Annotated in this window: 17 protein-coding genes; 8 read left to right on the top strand and 9 right to left on the bottom strand. The window is 73.8% G+C overall.

What is annotated here, in order from left to right; all coding sequences use genetic code 11:
* Positions 1-152 precede the first annotated feature (152 nt).
* Genes ACWC91_RS07560 through ACWC91_RS07575 form a run of 4 tightly spaced genes read left to right on the top strand, consistent with a single transcriptional unit; the run spans position 153 to position 4,260 of the window.
* Positions 153-1,112: a dihydrodipicolinate synthase family protein gene (locus tag ACWC91_RS07560; protein ID WP_141356161.1), complete on the top strand. Its 960-nt coding sequence runs from the start codon at positions 153-155 to the stop codon at positions 1,110-1,112.
* Positions 1,109-2,053 carry an ROK family protein gene (locus ACWC91_RS07565; RefSeq protein WP_450725838.1) on the top strand — a complete coding sequence of 315 codons (945 nt, stop codon included), beginning with the start codon at positions 1,109-1,111 and terminating at the stop codon, positions 2,051-2,053. The genes ACWC91_RS07560 and ACWC91_RS07565 overlap by 4 nt, the downstream gene beginning before the upstream one ends.
* Positions 2,050-2,733, top strand: a complete 684-nt coding sequence (locus tag ACWC91_RS07570) for an N-acetylmannosamine-6-phosphate 2-epimerase (RefSeq protein WP_225079856.1) — start codon at positions 2,050-2,052, stop codon at positions 2,731-2,733. Before ACWC91_RS07565 ends, ACWC91_RS07570 begins: the two co-directional genes overlap by 4 nt.
* Positions 2,734-2,793: 60 nt before the next feature.
* Positions 2,794-4,260, top strand: coding sequence for a sialate:H+ symport family MFS transporter (locus ACWC91_RS07575; RefSeq protein WP_376499959.1), 1,467 nt, complete (start codon positions 2,794-2,796; stop codon positions 4,258-4,260).
* Positions 4,261-4,318: 58 nt separating this feature from the next.
* Here ACWC91_RS07575 and ACWC91_RS07580 read toward each other — a convergent pair whose 3' ends face one another.
* The 4 genes from ACWC91_RS07580 to ACWC91_RS07595 are packed head-to-tail and all read right to left on the bottom strand — an operon-like array spanning position 4,319 to position 8,365.
* The gene (locus ACWC91_RS07580) at positions 4,319-4,846 is read right to left on the bottom strand and encodes an NUDIX hydrolase family protein (protein WP_172633172.1); all 528 of its coding nucleotides are present in this window, start codon (positions 4,844-4,846) and stop codon (positions 4,319-4,321) included.
* A gap of 34 nt (positions 4,847-4,880) precedes the next feature.
* A complete protein-coding gene (locus ACWC91_RS07585; RefSeq protein WP_450643945.1) occupies positions 4,881-6,095 on the bottom strand; it encodes an amidohydrolase family protein in 1,215 nt (404 codons plus the stop codon).
* On the bottom strand, positions 6,095-7,498 hold the full coding sequence (locus ACWC91_RS07590; RefSeq protein WP_450643944.1) for a glutamine synthetase: 1,404 nt from the start codon (positions 7,496-7,498) through the stop codon (positions 6,095-6,097). The genes ACWC91_RS07585 and ACWC91_RS07590 overlap by 1 nt, the downstream gene beginning before the upstream one ends.
* Before the next feature lie 54 nt (positions 7,499-7,552).
* Positions 7,553-8,365: an SAM-dependent methyltransferase gene (locus ACWC91_RS07595; RefSeq protein WP_450643943.1), complete on the bottom strand. Its 813-nt coding sequence runs from the start codon at positions 8,363-8,365 to the stop codon at positions 7,553-7,555.
* A 368-nt stretch (positions 8,366-8,733) separates the two neighbouring features.
* Between ACWC91_RS07595 and ACWC91_RS07600 the strand changes: the two genes are divergently transcribed.
* Positions 8,734-9,618, top strand: coding sequence for a Cof-type HAD-IIB family hydrolase (locus tag ACWC91_RS07600; RefSeq protein WP_281156960.1), 885 nt, complete (start codon positions 8,734-8,736; stop codon positions 9,616-9,618).
* Between the two features lie 57 nt (positions 9,619-9,675).
* Here ACWC91_RS07600 and ACWC91_RS07605 read toward each other — a convergent pair whose 3' ends face one another.
* From ACWC91_RS07605 to ACWC91_RS07620, 4 genes are all read right to left on the bottom strand, one after another.
* On the bottom strand, positions 9,676-10,437 hold the full coding sequence (locus ACWC91_RS07605; RefSeq protein WP_450643942.1) for a DUF3566 domain-containing protein: 762 nt from the start codon (positions 10,435-10,437) through the stop codon (positions 9,676-9,678).
* Between the two features lie 78 nt (positions 10,438-10,515).
* Complete coding sequence (locus tag ACWC91_RS07610; protein ID WP_281156958.1) at positions 10,516-11,058, bottom strand: hypothetical protein; 543 nt, start codon at positions 11,056-11,058, stop codon at positions 10,516-10,518.
* 190 nt (positions 11,059-11,248) lie between these two features.
* Entirely contained in the window at positions 11,249-11,731 is a 483-nt protein-coding gene (locus tag ACWC91_RS07615) for a Dps family protein (protein WP_225080201.1), read from the bottom strand.
* A gap of 192 nt (positions 11,732-11,923) precedes the next feature.
* Complete coding sequence (locus ACWC91_RS07620) at positions 11,924-12,730, bottom strand: alpha/beta hydrolase (protein WP_450643941.1); 807 nt, start codon at positions 12,728-12,730, stop codon at positions 11,924-11,926.
* Positions 12,731-12,792: 62 nt separating this feature from the next.
* On the opposite strand from ACWC91_RS07620, the gene ACWC91_RS07625 reads away from it, so the two are divergent.
* The gene (locus ACWC91_RS07625) at positions 12,793-13,566 is read left to right on the top strand and encodes a sulfite exporter TauE/SafE family protein (protein WP_450643940.1); all 774 of its coding nucleotides are present in this window, start codon (positions 12,793-12,795) and stop codon (positions 13,564-13,566) included.
* 60 nt (positions 13,567-13,626) lie between these two features.
* Here ACWC91_RS07625 and ACWC91_RS07630 read toward each other — a convergent pair whose 3' ends face one another.
* Positions 13,627-13,782: a hypothetical protein gene (locus ACWC91_RS07630; protein ID WP_225080204.1), complete on the bottom strand. Its 156-nt coding sequence runs from the start codon at positions 13,780-13,782 to the stop codon at positions 13,627-13,629.
* Positions 13,783-14,073: 291 nt separating this feature from the next.
* Between ACWC91_RS07630 and ACWC91_RS07635 the strand changes: the two genes are divergently transcribed.
* Both ACWC91_RS07635 and ACWC91_RS07640 read left to right on the top strand, forming a co-directional pair.
* Entirely contained in the window at positions 14,074-15,210 is a 1,137-nt protein-coding gene (locus tag ACWC91_RS07635; protein WP_225080205.1) for a serine/threonine-protein kinase, read from the top strand.
* Positions 15,211-15,307: 97 nt separating this feature from the next.
* Positions 15,308-15,778, top strand: a complete 471-nt coding sequence (locus ACWC91_RS07640; RefSeq protein WP_225080206.1) for an RpiB/LacA/LacB family sugar-phosphate isomerase — start codon at positions 15,308-15,310, stop codon at positions 15,776-15,778.
* Positions 15,779-15,799: the final 21 nt, after the last annotated feature.

The following is a 15,799-nucleotide window of genomic DNA, read 5'->3' on the forward strand; positions in this document are numbered from 1 at the left end:
CCCGGGTCGGAATCGAGAGTGTGAGCCATCCCCCTCTTGACCGACCCGGGCGGCTGCGACTTATTGTTCAGACGTCAGACATCTGACGTCACCCTCGCGGAGCAGCCGGCCGCGATCAGCAGTTCCGTCTCCCAGCCCATGGAGTAGCCCCCATGCCTCTGACCGCACCCCTGCGCGGAGTCGTCCCGCCCGTGTGCACCCCGCTCGACGCCCACGGCGAGGTCGACACGGCCTCCCTGGCCCGGCTGGTCGAGCACCTGCTCGGCGGCGGTGTCCACGGGCTCTTCGCCCTCGGCTCGACCAGCGAGGTCGCCTACCTCACCGACGAGCAGCGCGGCACTGCCCTGGAGACGGTGGTCAACGCGGTCGACGGACGGGTACCGGTCCTCGCGGGCGTCATCGACACCACCACCCCCCGCGTCCTCGACCACGCCCGTGAGGCGGCCCAGCTCGGCGCGGACGCACTGGTGGTCACCGCGCCCTTCTACACCCGCACCCACCCCCGGGAGATCGCCGCCCACTTCCGCCGGATCCGCCAGACGGTGGACCTGCCGCTGTTCGCCTACGACCTGCCGGTCTCCGTGCACAGCAAGCTGTCGACCGCCCTGATCCTCGAACTGGCCGCCGACGGCACCCTGGCCGGCCTCAAGGACAGCAGCGGCGACGAGGGCTCCCTGCGCCGCCTGCTCGTCGCACTCGGCGGACGCCAGGGCCGCGCCGAGGGACCCGCGCCCGCCTTCTCCGTCCTCACCGGCTCCGAACTGACCGTCGACGCGGCGCTGCTGGCCGGCGCCGACGGCGTCGTCCCCGGCCTGGGCAACGTCGACCCCGCCGGCTACGTCCGGCTCTACGAGGCCGCACGGACGGGTGACTGGACGCTGGCCGTCAAGGAGCAGGAGCGGCTCGCCGGCCTGTTCGCCATGGTCGACGCGGGCCCCGAGGCCGAGATGGGCCGCAGCTCCTCCGCGCTGGGCGCGTTCAAGGCGGCCCTGCGCCTGCTGGGCGTCATCGACTGCGGCGACACCGCCTTCCCGCAGATCCAGCTGGGCGCCGCACCCGTCGCCGAGGTCGACGCGCGGCTGCGCGCCGCCGGGCTCACCCCGGTCCGATGACGCGGCCCCCGGCCCCCGGCACCGCTCCCGTCATCGGACTCGACCTCGGCGGCACCAAGATCGCGGCCGCCCTGGTCGGCCCGGACGGCACGGTGCTGCGCCGGCACACCCGCCCGACACCGGCGCGGGCGGGCGCGCGGGCCGTGCTCGACGCGCTCGCCGCCGCGGCCCGCGAGGTGGACGACGGCGCCCGGGCGATCGGAGTCGCCGCCGCCGGTGTCGTGGACCCGCGCACCGGCACCGTCACCAGCGCCACCGACTCCATCACCGGATGGGCCGGCACCGCGCTGGCCGCGGGCCTGGCCGACCGTACGGGGCTGCCGGTCGCCTGCGACAACGACGTACGCGCCGCGGCCACCACCGAGCTCGCCGAGGCCGGCGACCCGTCCGCCTCCCTCGTCTACGTCGCCGTGGGCACCGGAGTCGGCGGCGCCGTCGCGGTGGACGGCCGGATGCTGCACGGCAGCGCCGGCATCGCGGGCCACCTGGGCCATGTGCCGAGCCCCGAGGCCACCGGCCTGCCCTGCACCTGCGGCGGCAACGGCCACCTCGAGGCGATCGCCTCGGGACCCGCGATCACCGCGCTGTACGAGCGCCTGAGCGGCCGGGCCGCCGACCGCCTCCAGACCGTGGCGGAACGCGCGGCCGCGGGCGACGCCACCGCACGACAGGCGATCACCACCGGGGCGCGGGCCACGGGAAGCGCCGTCGGCGGCCTGGCCAACGCTCTCGGCCCGGACCGCGTCGTGATCGGCGGCGGCGTACCACGGATCGGCGACCTGTACTGGTCCGCGCTGACCGACGCCTTCCGCGCCGAGCTGATGGCCCCCCTGCGCCATCTGCGCCCGGTGCCGCCGCGCCTCGGATCCGACGCGGCCGTACTGGGGGCGGCCCTGCTCACCCGCACCCCGTCCCCGCACTCCCCGGAAGGACCCCGATGACCACGACCCCCTCGCCCGTAACCGCCGTCGCCGGCCGCCTGATCGTCTCCTGCCAGGCTCCCGAGGGCGACCCGATGCGCGACACCGCGACCCTGGTCAGGCTGGCGCGCTCCGCCGAGGCCGGCGGCGCCGCGGCCGTCCGCGTCAACGGTCCCGAGGTGGTGGCCGCCGTCGCCGCCGCCGTCGCCCTGCCCGTGATCGGGCTGTGGAAGGACGGCGACACCGGCGTCTACATCACCCCGACCGTGCGCCACGCCCTCGCCGTCGCCGAGGCCGGCGCCCACGTGGTCGCCGCGGACGCCACGGCGCGCCCGCGCCCGGACGGCGGCTCCTTCGCCGACCTCGTGACCGCGGTGCACTCCGCGGGCGCCCTGGTCATGGCGGACGTCGCCACGCTGGAGGAAGGCGTTCTCGCCGCCCGGCAGGGCGCCGACTTCGTCTCCACCACCCTGTCGGGATACGCGCCCGGCTCCCCGCGCCAGTCCGGCCCCGACCTGGAACTGGTCGCCGCCCTCGCCCGCGCGACCGGCATCCCGGTCGTCGCCGAGGGACGGATCGGCACCCCCGAGGAGGCGGCCGAGGCGCTCGCCCGGGGCGCCCACAGCGTGGTCGTCGGCACCGCCATCACCGCCCCGACCGCCCTCACCCACCGCTTCGCGACGCACCTCACACGTCGATAGAGGCGCCTTTACCTTCCGACGGTGCTCGGCGACGAGTCCGTCCGGCATCCTGGAGCAACCGTGCACCACACCGAGCCGTCCAAGCCGCCCTGGTTCCACCAGGTGGGCCGCAGTCAGTGGAAGTCGTTCTTCGCCGCCTGGATCGGCTATGTCCTCGACGGCTTCGACTTCGTCCTGATCACCCTGGTCCTCACCGAGATCAGCGCCGACTTCCACCTCGACACCGTCCAGGCGGCGAGCCTGGTCTCCGCCGCGTTCATCACGCGGTGGCTCGGCGGCGCGCTCCTCGGCGCCCTCGGTGACCGCTTCGGGCGGAAGCTGTCGATGGTGGTCAGCATCCTGCTGTACTCGCTGGGCACCTTCGCCTGCGGATTCGCCTGGGACTACACCAGTCTGTTCGTCGCCCGGCTCGCCATCGGCATGGGCATGGCCGGCGAATACTCGTCCAGCGCCACCTACGTCATGGAGAGCTGGCCGGTGCACATGCGCAACCGGGCCAGCGGCTTCCTGATCTCCGGCTACTCCGTGGGCACGGTGCTGGCCGCCCAGGTCTACAAGTGGGTCGTGCCGGCGCTCGGCTGGCGCTGGATGTTCTACCTCGGCCTGATCCCCGTCCTGGTCGCGCTGTGGATGCGCCGCGCGCTGCCCGAGGCCGCCGACTGGAAGGCCTCGGTCGCCGAGCGGGAGCAGCGGCCCAACCCCTTCCGCCCGCTGTTCACCACCCGGGCCAGGGCCACCGTCAACGTGGTGCTCGCGGTGGCCGCCACCGTCTCGCTCTTCGCCGTCTTCACCCCGCTCGGCGACGGTCTCGTACCGGTGCTGTCGGTGCTCGCCGGAGCCTGCCTGATCGCCTTCGCCGTGCAGCTGGGCGGCCGTCGCGGCTGGCTGCTGTACGTGTCGATGATCGTCACGATCTTCTTCGCGTTCCTGTACTCCTGGCCCATCCAGGCGCTGCTGCCCACCTATCTGAAGACCGACCTGGGCTACGACGCCGGCCAGGTCACCGACGCGCTCTACTACGCGGGCTTCGGCACGATGGCCGGCTGCTGGCTGGCCGGGTTCATGGGCGACTGGATCGGCACCAGGAAGGCGTACGCCTTCACGCTGCTGGCCTCACTGGCCTTCGTCTTCCCGGTCTTCGCGGTACGCGACAGCCTGCCGCTGCTCGGCGTGCTGCTGTTCGTGCTCCAGGCCACCAGCTTCGGCATCTCCGGCCTGCTGCCCCGGTACATCGGCGGCCACTTCCCGACCCACACCCGGGCCGCCGCGCTGGGCTTCACCTACAACGTGGGCGCCCTGGGCGGCGCCGTGGCCCCCGTCCTCGGCGCCCGCCTCGCCTCCGGCATGGACCTGGGCCACGCGCTGGCCGTCCTCACCTTCGCCGGGACGATGATCGTCGTGGTCCTCGTCGGCTTCGACGTGCCGGGACGGCTGGGCCGGCTCCTCGACCCGGACGGGCCAGCCGACCACCTCGTGACGGAGGACGACCGCGGCCCGGCCCCGGCGGCCCGTGCGACCGCCGGATAGCCGGCCATGCCGGGGAGGGCGCCGCCGGTGATGCCGGAGGCGCCCTTCGCGTCACCCGTCAGTACGCGTGACCCACGTGGGCCAGCGCCTGCTTGAGCAGCACCCCGTGCCCGCCCGGCATCTCGCTCTGCAGCGCGGCGGAGGCCGCCTCCTGCGGGCTGAACCACACCAGGTCCAGCGCGTCCTGCCGGGGACGACAGTCGCCGGCGACCGGCACGATGTAGGCCAGCGACACGGCGTGCTGACGCGGGTCGTGGTACGGCGTGATACCGGCCGTCGGGAAGTACTCGGCGACGGTGAACGGCTGGAGGGACGCCGGCACCCGGGGCAGCGCCACCGGCCCGAGGTCCTTCTCCAGATGGCGCAGCAGGGCGTCCCGCACGCGCTCGTGGTGCAGCACCCGGCCGGAGACCAGGGTCCGGCTGACCGTTCCGTCCGGTCCGATGCGCAGCAGCAGGCCGATGCTGGTCACTTCGCCGCTGTCGTCGACGCGCACCGGTACCGCCTCGACGTACAGGATCGGCATGCGGGCGCGTGCCGACTCCAGCTCGTCCGTGGTCAGCCAACCGGGCGTGGTTTCGGTCATGTCAGACATCGCTTGATCATACTTTCAGTGGTGCTCAATGGGGGAGTTCGGTAGTAGGGAGATCGGTGGGGTCAGCGGGGTCGTCGAGGCCGGTGGGGCTGGTCAGTCCGTAGACCCGCCGGGCGTTGTCCCGCCCCGCCCAGCGGGCGATCCGCAGCGCGTCCGCCGGGCTCAACTCGTCGGCGTCCACCCGCTCCCGCAGCAGCCCGGCCAGGCCCTGCCGGAAGGCCACGGCGCCCAGGTGGTGGAACTCGGCCAGGCCGTAGGCGTCGGAGCTGTACAGCAGCTTGCGGAACGGAGTGATCTCCAGGGCCTCGGCCAGGACCGCCCGGGCCCGGGCGGGACCCACGTGGTGCAGTGCCAGACCGACGTCGAGGTACACCCCCTCGAACACGGCGGCCAGATAGGCGGCCTGGCGCTGGTAGGGCCAGCAGTGCAGCAGCAGGACCGGGATTGTGCCGGCGGTCAGGTGCAGCCAGTCGGTCAGAAGGGCGGGGTCCGCGCGGTGCAGGCGGATGTCGCTGTCGCCGAACCCGGTGTGCAGCTGGAGGGGCAGACCGAGGTCGACGGCCGTCCACAGCAGATGCCGTACGAGCACCGGGTCGTCGAGACGGCCGCCCGCGCGGGCGAGCAGGCCGGCCGCCGCCCGCGCGACCTCCTCCCGAGAGGGGCGTGCCGGGTCCAGGTCGAATCCGGTGCGGTAGGCGGCCACCGACTTCACCGCGACCACGCCCGGCCGCCGCACGGCGTCCTGCGCGGCCGCACGGAAGGCGGCGCCGTACTCGCCGGGCTCGACGCCCCCGGCCGCCAGGGCCTCCGCGACGCGCTCCAGCCGTACGACCTCGTACGCCACCGCGCCGCCGCCCGCGGCGCCGGCCAGCTCCCGCGGAGTGGTGCCGGGCTCGGGGGCGAAACCGGTGTCGACGCAGAAGACGGTCGTGCCGCAGGCGCCGAGGAAGCGCCGGTTGACCTCCGCCGCGCCCAACTCGGCCCGGCGGGACAGGTACACCTCGGCGGACGCGTGGCGCGGCAGGTCCAGGACCGGCGCGCAGTGCCGGCGCACCGCCACACCGACCGGGCTGTCGAACGGCGAGATGCCGCTGCCGGGCCACACCTCGCCCTCGGTGAGCAGGGACTCGAAACCGGTCCGGTCCAGGTCGGCGGTGGCTACCCCGTGGCAGTGGTGGTCCACGAGCGGCAGCGCCGCCAGCGCCTCGTGGACCGCTCCGGCCCCGGCCGACGCGCACATCAGTAGATCCAGCGGTACGCCGCCGCGACCTGCTCGTCGTCCAGTCCCTCGACGGCCGCGATCTCGCCCTGCCGCACGGCGGTGACCGCGTCGGCGAGCACCGTTCCGAGAGCGGTGCGCAGCAGGTCGTCCCCGCGGAACGCGGCGACCGCCTCCGCCAGCGAGACCGGCAGGCGCCGTACGCCCCGCGCCGCCGCCTCCGCCTCGCCGAACCGGGCCGGGTCCCCGGTGATCTCCTCGGGCAGGGACGCGGACGACGTCATCCCGTCCAGCCCGGCGGCGATCAGGCAGCCCAGCGCCAGGTACGGGTTGGCCGCGAGGTCGACCGGTTTGACCTCCAGGTTGGCCGCCCGCGCGCCCTGCCCGCGGGTCCCGGTGACCACGCGCAGCGCGGCCTCGCGGGTCTCCCGGCCCCAGGCGGTGAACACGCCGGCCCACTGGGAGGGCTTGAGCCTGAGATAGCTGGACGGGCTCGGCGCGGTCACCGCCGTCAGCGCGGGCAGGTGGGCGAGGAGACCGGCCGTGAAGGACTCGGCCTCGGCCGTCATGCCGTGGCGGCCGTCGCCCCCGGAATGCAGGTTGGTCCCGTCGCGCCAGGCCGAGAGGTGGACATGGCCGCCGTTGCCCACGCCCCGCGCGAGGACGGCCGGCGCGAAGGAGACCTTCAGCCCGTGCCGCCGGGCCACGGCCCGTACGGTCTGCCGCACCAGCACGCTGCGGTCGGCCGCCGCCACCGGGTCCAGCGCGCCGACGGACACCTCGAACTGCCCGGCCGCGTACTCGGGGTGGAACTGCTCCACGTCCACGCCCTGCGCCGCGAGGGCCGCCAGCAGATCGGCGGCGCAGTCGCTCAGCTCCACCTGCCGGACGGCCCCGTACGCCGGACCCGACACCGCGGGCTCGAACTCGCCGCCGGGCGCGTCTCCCCGGCCCACGGCCCACTCGACCTCCACGGCCGCCTCGAAGGTGAGGCCGTGGTGCCGCTCGGCGTCGGCGGTGATCCGGCGCAGGAACGTACGGCTGCACCCGGGGTGGCGCTCACCCTCCTGCGTGATCCGGTCGACCGGGGCCCAGGCCCAGCCGGGCTGCCCGGACAGGACCACCAGGTGGTCGAGGTCGGGGTAGAGCCGCAGATCGCCGTCGGGGGAGCCGAGGACGTCGGTGGTGACGATCGAGTCGTGCGCCAGGAAGGTGTCGAACACCGGGGACATGCCCGCTCCCCAGGCCGCCGCCGAGGGGAGCTTGGCCGTCGGCACCGTCTTGACCCGGGCGATCCCCGCGGTGTCGACGTAGGCCAGCACGACTCCGTGCACGCCCCGCCCCGCGAGTTCGCCGCTGAGCGCGGTGGCCCGCTCGATGTCACCGGGACGCCCGCCGGGGACGGGGTCGGCAAGGGTGGTCATGGTCCTCCTCGACGGGCTCGGCTCGGGCGAACCGGCGGCCGGGTACCGCCCGAGTCAGGGTTTCACGGCGACCGCGCCGAACTGCGGTACCGCGGCGGGGGAGTCGCCGTCCGGGCGCCACCGCGAGCACGGCACCAGGCCCGGCTCGACCAGGTCCAGGCCGTCGAGGAAGGCGGCCACCTCGGCACGGGAGCGGGCGGTGATCGGCGGTGTGGCGTTGGCGTTCCAGAACTCCATCGCCGGGACGTTGCCCCCGCCGCCGAGGCCGGCGTCGTAGGTGGGGTGCGTCAGCACCAGGAAACTGCCCGAGGGGACCGCGGCCATGACCCGGCCGACGATGTCACGCGCCTCGTCGGTGTCCAGGACGAAGTTCAGGATGCCCAGCATCATCACCGCGACGGGCCGGCCGAAGTCGAGCGTCGCGGAGGCACGCTCGACGATGGCCTCCGGGGCGTGCACATCGGCCTCGATGTAGGCGGTGGCGCCCTCGGGGGTGCTGGTCAGCAGCGAGCGGGCGTGCGCGAGGACGACCGGGTCGTTGTCGACGTACACGATCCGCGCGTCCGGGGCGATCCGCTGGGCCAGGTCGTGGGTGTTGTCGACCGTCGGCAGCCCGGTGCCGACGTCGAGGAACTGGCGCACCCCGCGCTCGGCGGTCAGGTGGCGGACCGCCCGTCCGAGGAACTCGCGGTCGGCGCGGGCCACGTCCCGGATCACCGGGAACATCCCGGCGACGTGCTCGCCGACCTGCCGGTCGACCTCGTAGTTGTCCTCGCCGCCGACCCAGTAGTTCCACACGCGCGCGTTGTGCGCCACCGTGGTGTTCAGCCCCGGCGACCCGTCCGGCGGGGTGTGGCTCTCGCTCACGTCTGCACTCCTGGTTCGTCGCGTGCCGTCTCGTGACTGCCGTGGCCGTGGTCGCGCCCTGCCCGCGGCCGACGCCGCCATTGTGCCGCCCGGTGATCACCGTGTCCGGGAATCGGCCGAACCCGGCCGGCCGGGACGACCGCCGGCCCCGGGCCCCGGGCGGCCCCGGACCTGGTCGGGAAAAACCCCTGCGAGGCGCCCCGCTAGGCTGTCTGGGCCGTGGCTCCAGCGCGGCGGCGCGGCCCGGCCGACCCGGCTGACGACGTCCCGGAGCCGGTACGGCGTCGACCACCGCCCCCGCGCACGGCAACGGAGCCGGCGCCCCACGATCCCGGACGCGTCCGCCGCGCCCGCCACGGAAAACGGACATGCCCAGCACACCCTCGCCCCTGCTCACCACCCCCGAACCCGCCCCGGAAGCCGCCACCGGCCCCGCCGGCATACGGCTGATCGTCACCGACATGGACGGCACGCTCCTGGACGACGCCAAGCGGCTCCCGGCCGGACTGTGGCCGACCCTGGCCGAGCTGCGCCGCCGCGGCGTGCTGTTCAGTCCCGCGAGCGGCCGCCAGTACGCCACGCTGGCCGAGCAGTTCGCCGGCCACGACGAGGGCATGGTGTTCATCGCGGAGAACGGCACCTACGTCGTCCGGGACGGCGTGGAGCTGAGCTCCGACCCCCTGGACCCGGCCGTCGCGGCCCGCCTCGTCGGAGCCGTACGGGAACTCGTCGCCCAGGGCGTGGACGTGGGCGCCGTGGTCTGCGGCAAGCGGTCCGCCTACGTGGAGCGGACCGACGAGGCCTTCCTGGCCGAGGTCCGCAAGTACTACGTACGGCACCGGATCGTGCCGGACGCGGCGGCCGTCGACGACGACGTCATCAAGGTGGCCCTGTTCGACTTCGGGTCGGCCGAACGGACCACCGCCCCGGCGCTGGCGCCGTTCGCCGCCACCCACCAGGTCGTCGTCTCGGGAGAGCACTGGGTCGACGTGATGAACCGCACCGCCGACAAGGGCGCCGCGCTGCGCCGGCTCCAGCGGGATCTGGGGATCACGCCTGCCCAGACCCTGGTGTTCGGCGACTACCTCAACGACCTGGAGATGCTGGACGCCGCCGACTGGTCGTTCGCCATGGCCAACGCCCACCCCGAGGTCATCGGCCGGGCCCGCCACCTGGCCCCCTCCAACAACGACAACGGCGTACTGCGCACCATCGCGCGCCTGCTGCACCTGCCGCCCGGCCTCGGCGGCTGACCGTCGCGTGCCCGGAGCGGGGGAGCCCCGGTTGTCGCCGGCGGGGAGCACGGATCGTCAGCCGGGAGTGGTCTCCTCGACCCGGGTGTCCGGGTCGTCCCGGTCCCTGCGGTCGCGGTCGTCCTGGCCGTGACCGTGGCCGTCGTCCGGGCCGGGCCGGCCGTCCTCGTCCTGCCGAGTGTCGGACCGGCTGTCCTGCCTTGTGTCCTGGCGGCTGTCCTGCCGAGCGGTCCGCCAGTCGCCGGCCCGGCCGCGCAGCCGCCGCCACGCGTCGCCGCAGCGGTCGGCGAACTCGGCGTAGCGCGCTCCGCAGCCGGGCGGCGGGAATCCCAGACGGTCCTGGAGACGGTGGAACGCACGGCCGACGTCCGGCAGCAGCTCGGGCCGGCCTTCGCGGACCATCGCCGGGTCGTCGGCCAGCGTCAGATGGACACCCCCGGCGTACTGCGAGGACATGTTGTAGAGGAACGCGCCCAGGGTCGCCAGGGCCGTACCCAGGACGACCTCCAGGGTGACGACACCGGCGGCGATGACGAGCGTCCAGCCGAAGGAGGGCCAGGCTTCGGGGTCCATCGCGGTGAGCATGGCCCAGACGAGCAGCATGGTGACGAGCACGCAGGCACCGAGTCCCAGCAGCACCAGGCAGCTCATCGACATCACCGACCAGGGATCGGCCCGCGATACGCGCATGCGTATCGCGGACGGCCCCGGTCCCGCCGCCTGGGTGCGCACGGGCGGGTCCGGGACCCCGCACTGCTGCGGGGCGGGGTCCTGCCCCGAGGCCTCGGTGCCGCGCTCCTGGCGCTCGGCTGGGCTCATGCCTTGCTCCTCACGGTGGGTGCGACCGCCCGCGCGGCGTGCGTGACGGCGACCGGGCCGTGGTGGGCGGTGCGGGAATCAGGCGGTGGCGCCGCCGTGGCGTGCGGCCGCGGCGACGATGTGGTGCCGGGTGACACGGCCGATCTCGTGCCAGAACGGCTTCGCCGTCAGGTAGGCGCCGAGCACGGAGATGACTCCGAGGGAGACGTCGACGCTGATCCGGCCCTGCTTGGCCCAGTAGACGTCCCGGAGATCCAGCAGGAGTGCGAACTCGTCGCAGATGAGGGCGGTGCCGCAGCCGTACGCGGCCGCCACGGCGGGGTGCCCGACCGCGCGTTCGTCACCGCGTACGGCGATCAGGCCCACGCCGGCGAGGGTGGCGATGCCGAAGTTGTAGTGGTGCAGGTGCTCGCCACCCGCGGAGATGTTGCCCCAGGGCAGCCAGCCGCCCCGGATGCCGTGCGTGATGACGCGGACGGTGCCGAAGGTGACCCCGAAGGAGATCCACGTGATCAGCAACGACCGTCGCAGCGGGGTCAGATGCCGGTCCGCCGTCTCGTGCCACCTGCTGACGAGCAGCGGCCGGTCCCGGTCGCGGCGGCGTGCTTCGGTGAGTCTCATTGGCTGACCGGCCTCCCACGCCGAACCGGCACCCGTGGACGGAGTTGGGGCCGTCCCGGACACCGCCGTTGGTGTGCGTTCTCGACGTTAGGCGCGGCGCTCCCGTCCCGCATGCCCGCCGCCGCGGGACGGGGCCGCTCGGGTGACGGCGGTACGCACGCCGGCCCGCATGCCCGCCGCCGCGCGGTGCTCAGCCGTGCTCGCTCACGTTCTCGGCGGCGAACATCCAGCGCTGCTTCTCCAGTTCGGCCGTGATCGTGATCAGCAGGTCCTGGGAGACCGGGTCGGGCTTCTCCGTCGCGTCGATGCGCTCGCGCAGCCGCCTGATGGCCGCCTCCAGGGACTCGACCATGACCTCGACGACCTCCGTGTCGCGCACCCAGCCGTCCTTGGGGCCGGGCAGCGTGAAGGCCGAGGCGATCGTCTCCGGACGTCCGTCCGGCGGCAGGCCCAGCGCCGCGGCGCGCTCCGCGACCGTGTCGGCGAACTCGCGGGCCGCCGCCACCACTTCGTCGAGCTGGAGGTGGATGGACCGGAACCGCGGTCCCACGATGTTCCAGTGCGCCTGCTTCCCGATCAGGGAGAGCCCGAGAAGGTCCACGAGAGTGCTCTGCAGTGCGTCCCCGGTGACCTGAAGGGCCGCTTCGGGGATCGTGCTCTTCACGACAGTCATACGGTGGTTCTCCTTGGGGAGTCGTCTCTGGGAGTCGTCTCTGGCGGTACGGAGCGGTGCGATGCGTTCGGCCTCGCCGGTCCCACGCGCACCGCGCAACCACTCCATGGGGGCGCGAGTGCCCTCGTCGAAAGGGGGCAAACAACCGCCCCGCCCAGGTCGGACGCTCTTTTCCGGCCGGGAGACGGGTGCTCAGCGCGCGAGCACGCGGTCCAGGAAGTCCGTCATGCCGGCGAACACCTCCGCCCGGTTCGTCTCCAGGAACACCTCGTGCCGGGCGCCCGGGTAGATCCGCTCGGTCAGCGCGCCGCCCAGCCGCTCGATCCCGGCCCGGCTCCCGCCGAGCGGGACCAGCCGGTCGTCGTCGCCGTGCAGCCACAGCACGGGCAGCTCCCCTACGTCGCCGCCCTCGGCGACGGCCTTCAAGGTCCGCGCGAACGCCTCGACCGTCGGCCGCTTCATCGGGCCGTGCCAGACGAGCGGGTCCGCCGCGTACGCCGCACCGACCGCCGGGTCCCGGGACAGCGCGGCCGGGCTGACCGGCGTGTCGGGGATCTCGTCCAGGGCCAGCAGCCGGCCCGGCAGCTCCCAGTCACCGATGACCGGCCCGGACAGCACGAGCGCGGCGAGTTCCGCGCCGTGGCGCTGGGCGTAGCGGGCGGAGATCAGCCCGCCCATGGAGTGGCCGATCAGCACGAGCGGGAGACCGGGGTGCGCGGCACGGGCGAGATCCGCCACGGCGTGCACGTCGGTGACGACCTCCTCGAAGTCCTCGACCACCACGCGTTCGCCCGCCGACTTCCCGTGGCCCACGAGGTCGGGGCCGTACACGGCCGCTCCGTGCGCGCCCAGTGCGCGGGCCGGCTCCTCGTAGCGGCCGGAGTGCTCGCCGTACCCGTGCACCACGAGGGCGACGTACCGCGGTCGCGAACGCGGCCACTCGCGGACGGCGAGTGCGCCCCGGACGCCGGTCAGCACGTGCTCGCGGACGTCGGCCATGGCTCCTCCAGGTGAGACGGTCCTTACGCCCCCGGTTGTCAGGACATAGCATCGGTCACCGCATGAACACGATGACGCTCTGGAACATATCGGGGTGGGGATTCGCCGCGCTCGCCTTCGCGGCCCTGCTCGTCGGCTTCTCGAAGACCGCCGTCAGCGGGGCCAACACGGTCAGCCTCGCCGTCTTCGCGGCCGTCCTGCCCGCCCGCGCCTCCACCGGGGTGCTGCTGCCGGTCCTGATCGCCGGCGACGTACTCGCCGTCCTCACCTACCGGCGGCACGCGCACTGGCCCACGCTGTGGCGGCTGTTCCCGGCGGTCGCGGCGGGGGTGGTCGTCGGCACCCTGTTCCTGATGTGGGCCGACGACGGCATCGTACGGACGTCGATCGGGGCGATCCTGCTGCTGATGGCGGGGGTGACGGTGTGGCGGCGCCGCAACGCCGACCGGGGGGAGGAGCCGGACTCGGTCACCACCCGTCCGGGCCGTCTCAAGGCCCGCTTCTACGGCGTCCTCGGCGGCTTCACCACCATGGTCGCCAACGCCGGTGGCCCGGTGATGTCGCTGTACCTGCTGTCGGCGGGCTTCCGCAAGCTCGGCTTCCTCGGTACGTCGGCCTTCTTCTTCCTCATCGTCAACGTCTCCAAGGTGCCCTTCAGCGCCGGCCTCGGACTGATCGACGGCCGCTCGCTCCTCCTGGACGCCGTGCTGGTGGTCTTCGTCGTGCCCGGTGCGCTGCTCGGCAAGTGGGCGGTGCACCGCATCAACCAGCGGCTGTTCGAGCAGCTGGTGATCGCGGCCACCGTCGTGGGCGGCTTGCAGCTGCTGCTGCGCTAGCCGGTCATCCGGTCGGGAGGTGTCCGGTCGGGAGGCCGCCCGGGGCGGGAGGCCGTCCGGTCAGGAGGCCGCGCGGGCCAGCGCCGCGCGGAGGCGGTCGTAGCGCTCCACGTCCGCCATGTCGTCGGTGCGCCGCGGCCGTCCCGTGAGGAGGCCCCAGACGCTCGTCATGAACACCGCCGCCAGGGGGATGAGCAGCCATGTAAGAGGGGTCACTGTTCGTCCTCTCCTTCCCGAGTGGATCAGGCGGGTAGGGCGACGATGACATACGTGATCAGCTCTACATATTTGTGTGACGGGCGACTCCGTGCTTTTCACTCGGAGGGCCCCGGTCCGAAACCCGGAAGGTTTCTTGTCCGGACAATCCGCCCGGGAGGGCCGGGCATGGGTCGGGAGCACCCTGAGTGATCGTTAAGATGAGCCGCGGTTGCCGCGATCCGTATGCGCTGCCCGGCTGCTGCCGCGCCCGCTGCGGAGAGCGGTCGTGAGGGCGGGACTTCGGGGATCTTGAGGGCGGGGCTACGGGTGCTGGTGGCGGGGCGGTACCGGCTGCAGACGGTCATCGGGCGCGGCGGAATGGGCGAGGTCTGGCGAGGCCTCGACGAGGTGCTCGGCAGACCGATCGCGGTCAAACTGCTGCTGAACGACGGGTCGGACGCTTCCGCCGAGGCCCGGTTCAGACTGGAGGCGCAGACCTCGGCCCGGCTGAACCACCCGCACGTGGTCGGGACGCTCGACTTCGGCGCCTGGGAGGACCGCTGCTTCCTCGTCATGGAACTCATCGAGGGCGACAGCCTGGCCGGTGAACTGACCGCCGGCGGCCCGCTCTCGCCGGAACGCCTGGCCCAGGTGGCCCAGCACTCCGCCGAGGGCCTCGCCGCGGCGCACGCCCAGGGCATCGTGCACCGGGACGTCAAACCCGGCAACCTGCTCAGCGACCACCAGGGCACCGTCCGCATCGCCGACTTCGGCATAGCCCGCTTCGTCGACGACCCCTCCGGCGCGCTCACCACCACCGGGCAGATCGTCGGCACCGGTCTCTACCTGGCGCCCGAACGGGCCATCGGCACCCCGGCGAGCGCGGCCTCCGACATGTACTCACTGGGCTGCGTGCTCTACCACCTGTCCGTCGGCTCCCCGCCCTTCGAGGCGTCGACCGCGACCGCGCTGCTCTACCAGCACGTCGACTCCCCGCCCGTACCGCCGCACCAGCGTGGCGCGACGCTGCCGCCCGCCTTCGAGGCGTACCTGCTGAGCATGCTGGCCAAACAGCCCGAGGAACGGCCCACGGCCCGGCAGGCAGCGGACTGGTTCGCGGGCGGCGCGTGGCGGGGCGTTCCCGAACCGCTTCCCCCGGAGCAGTGGGACGGGGGCGGGGGACGCGGGCAGCACCGCGGTCCGAGCCAGCGGGGCACGGCTCCCGCGCACCGCCGCGCAGCCGCCGCTCCCGCCCCCGCTCGCGCCGGGGTCGCGTCGGGGGCCGCAGGCATGGACTCCGGCTGGAACACCAGCGTGCACCGGGTGCCCCCGCGCCGACCCGGAGTGCGCTCCTCGCTGCGCCGCCACTCCCGTGCCGCCGCCGTCGTGGGCGGCGCCGTCCTCTTCGTCTCCGCGCTGCTCCTCGGGATGGCCTGGTTCTCCTAGACACGCCCGCGGGTGGGCGAGCCGGCGCGCTCGGCCGCCGGCCGGAGCGTGCGGGCGCCCTTGGAGTCCGGACGGCGCGCTGAGTAGTCTCCGGCACATGCGGATCTCCGTCTCCTCGGACATGGCCGAACCCGTCGCCCGCTCGCTCGTCGCCCTGCTGCGCGAGCACGGTCACGAGGTGGTGACCCACGGTGCGCTGCGCCCCGGGGACGACCCCCGGTGGGCGGCGTGCTCGGCCGCCGCGGCCCGTGACGTCGCCGAGGGACGGGCCGACCAGGCCGTCGTGTGCTGCTGGACCGGCACGGGCGCCTCCATCGCCGCGAACAAGGTGCCCGGCGTACGGGCCGCTCTGTGCACCGACGCCTACACGGCGGACGGAGCACGCCGCTGGAACGACGCCAACGTACTCGCGCTCGGCCTGCGGCTGACCTCCGAACCGCTGCTCAAGGAGATCCTCGACGCCTGGTTCGCCGCCGCGCCGAGCGAGGACACCGAGGACCGTGAGAACGTCGCCCGCGTAGGACGCCTGGACCTCCGGCGGGACGAGACCCGGGGCGACCGGCCCTGAGAAGCCCCCGGAGGGGCAGAG

The sequence above is a fragment of the Streptomyces sp. NPDC001204 genome (genome assembly GCF_053598035.1).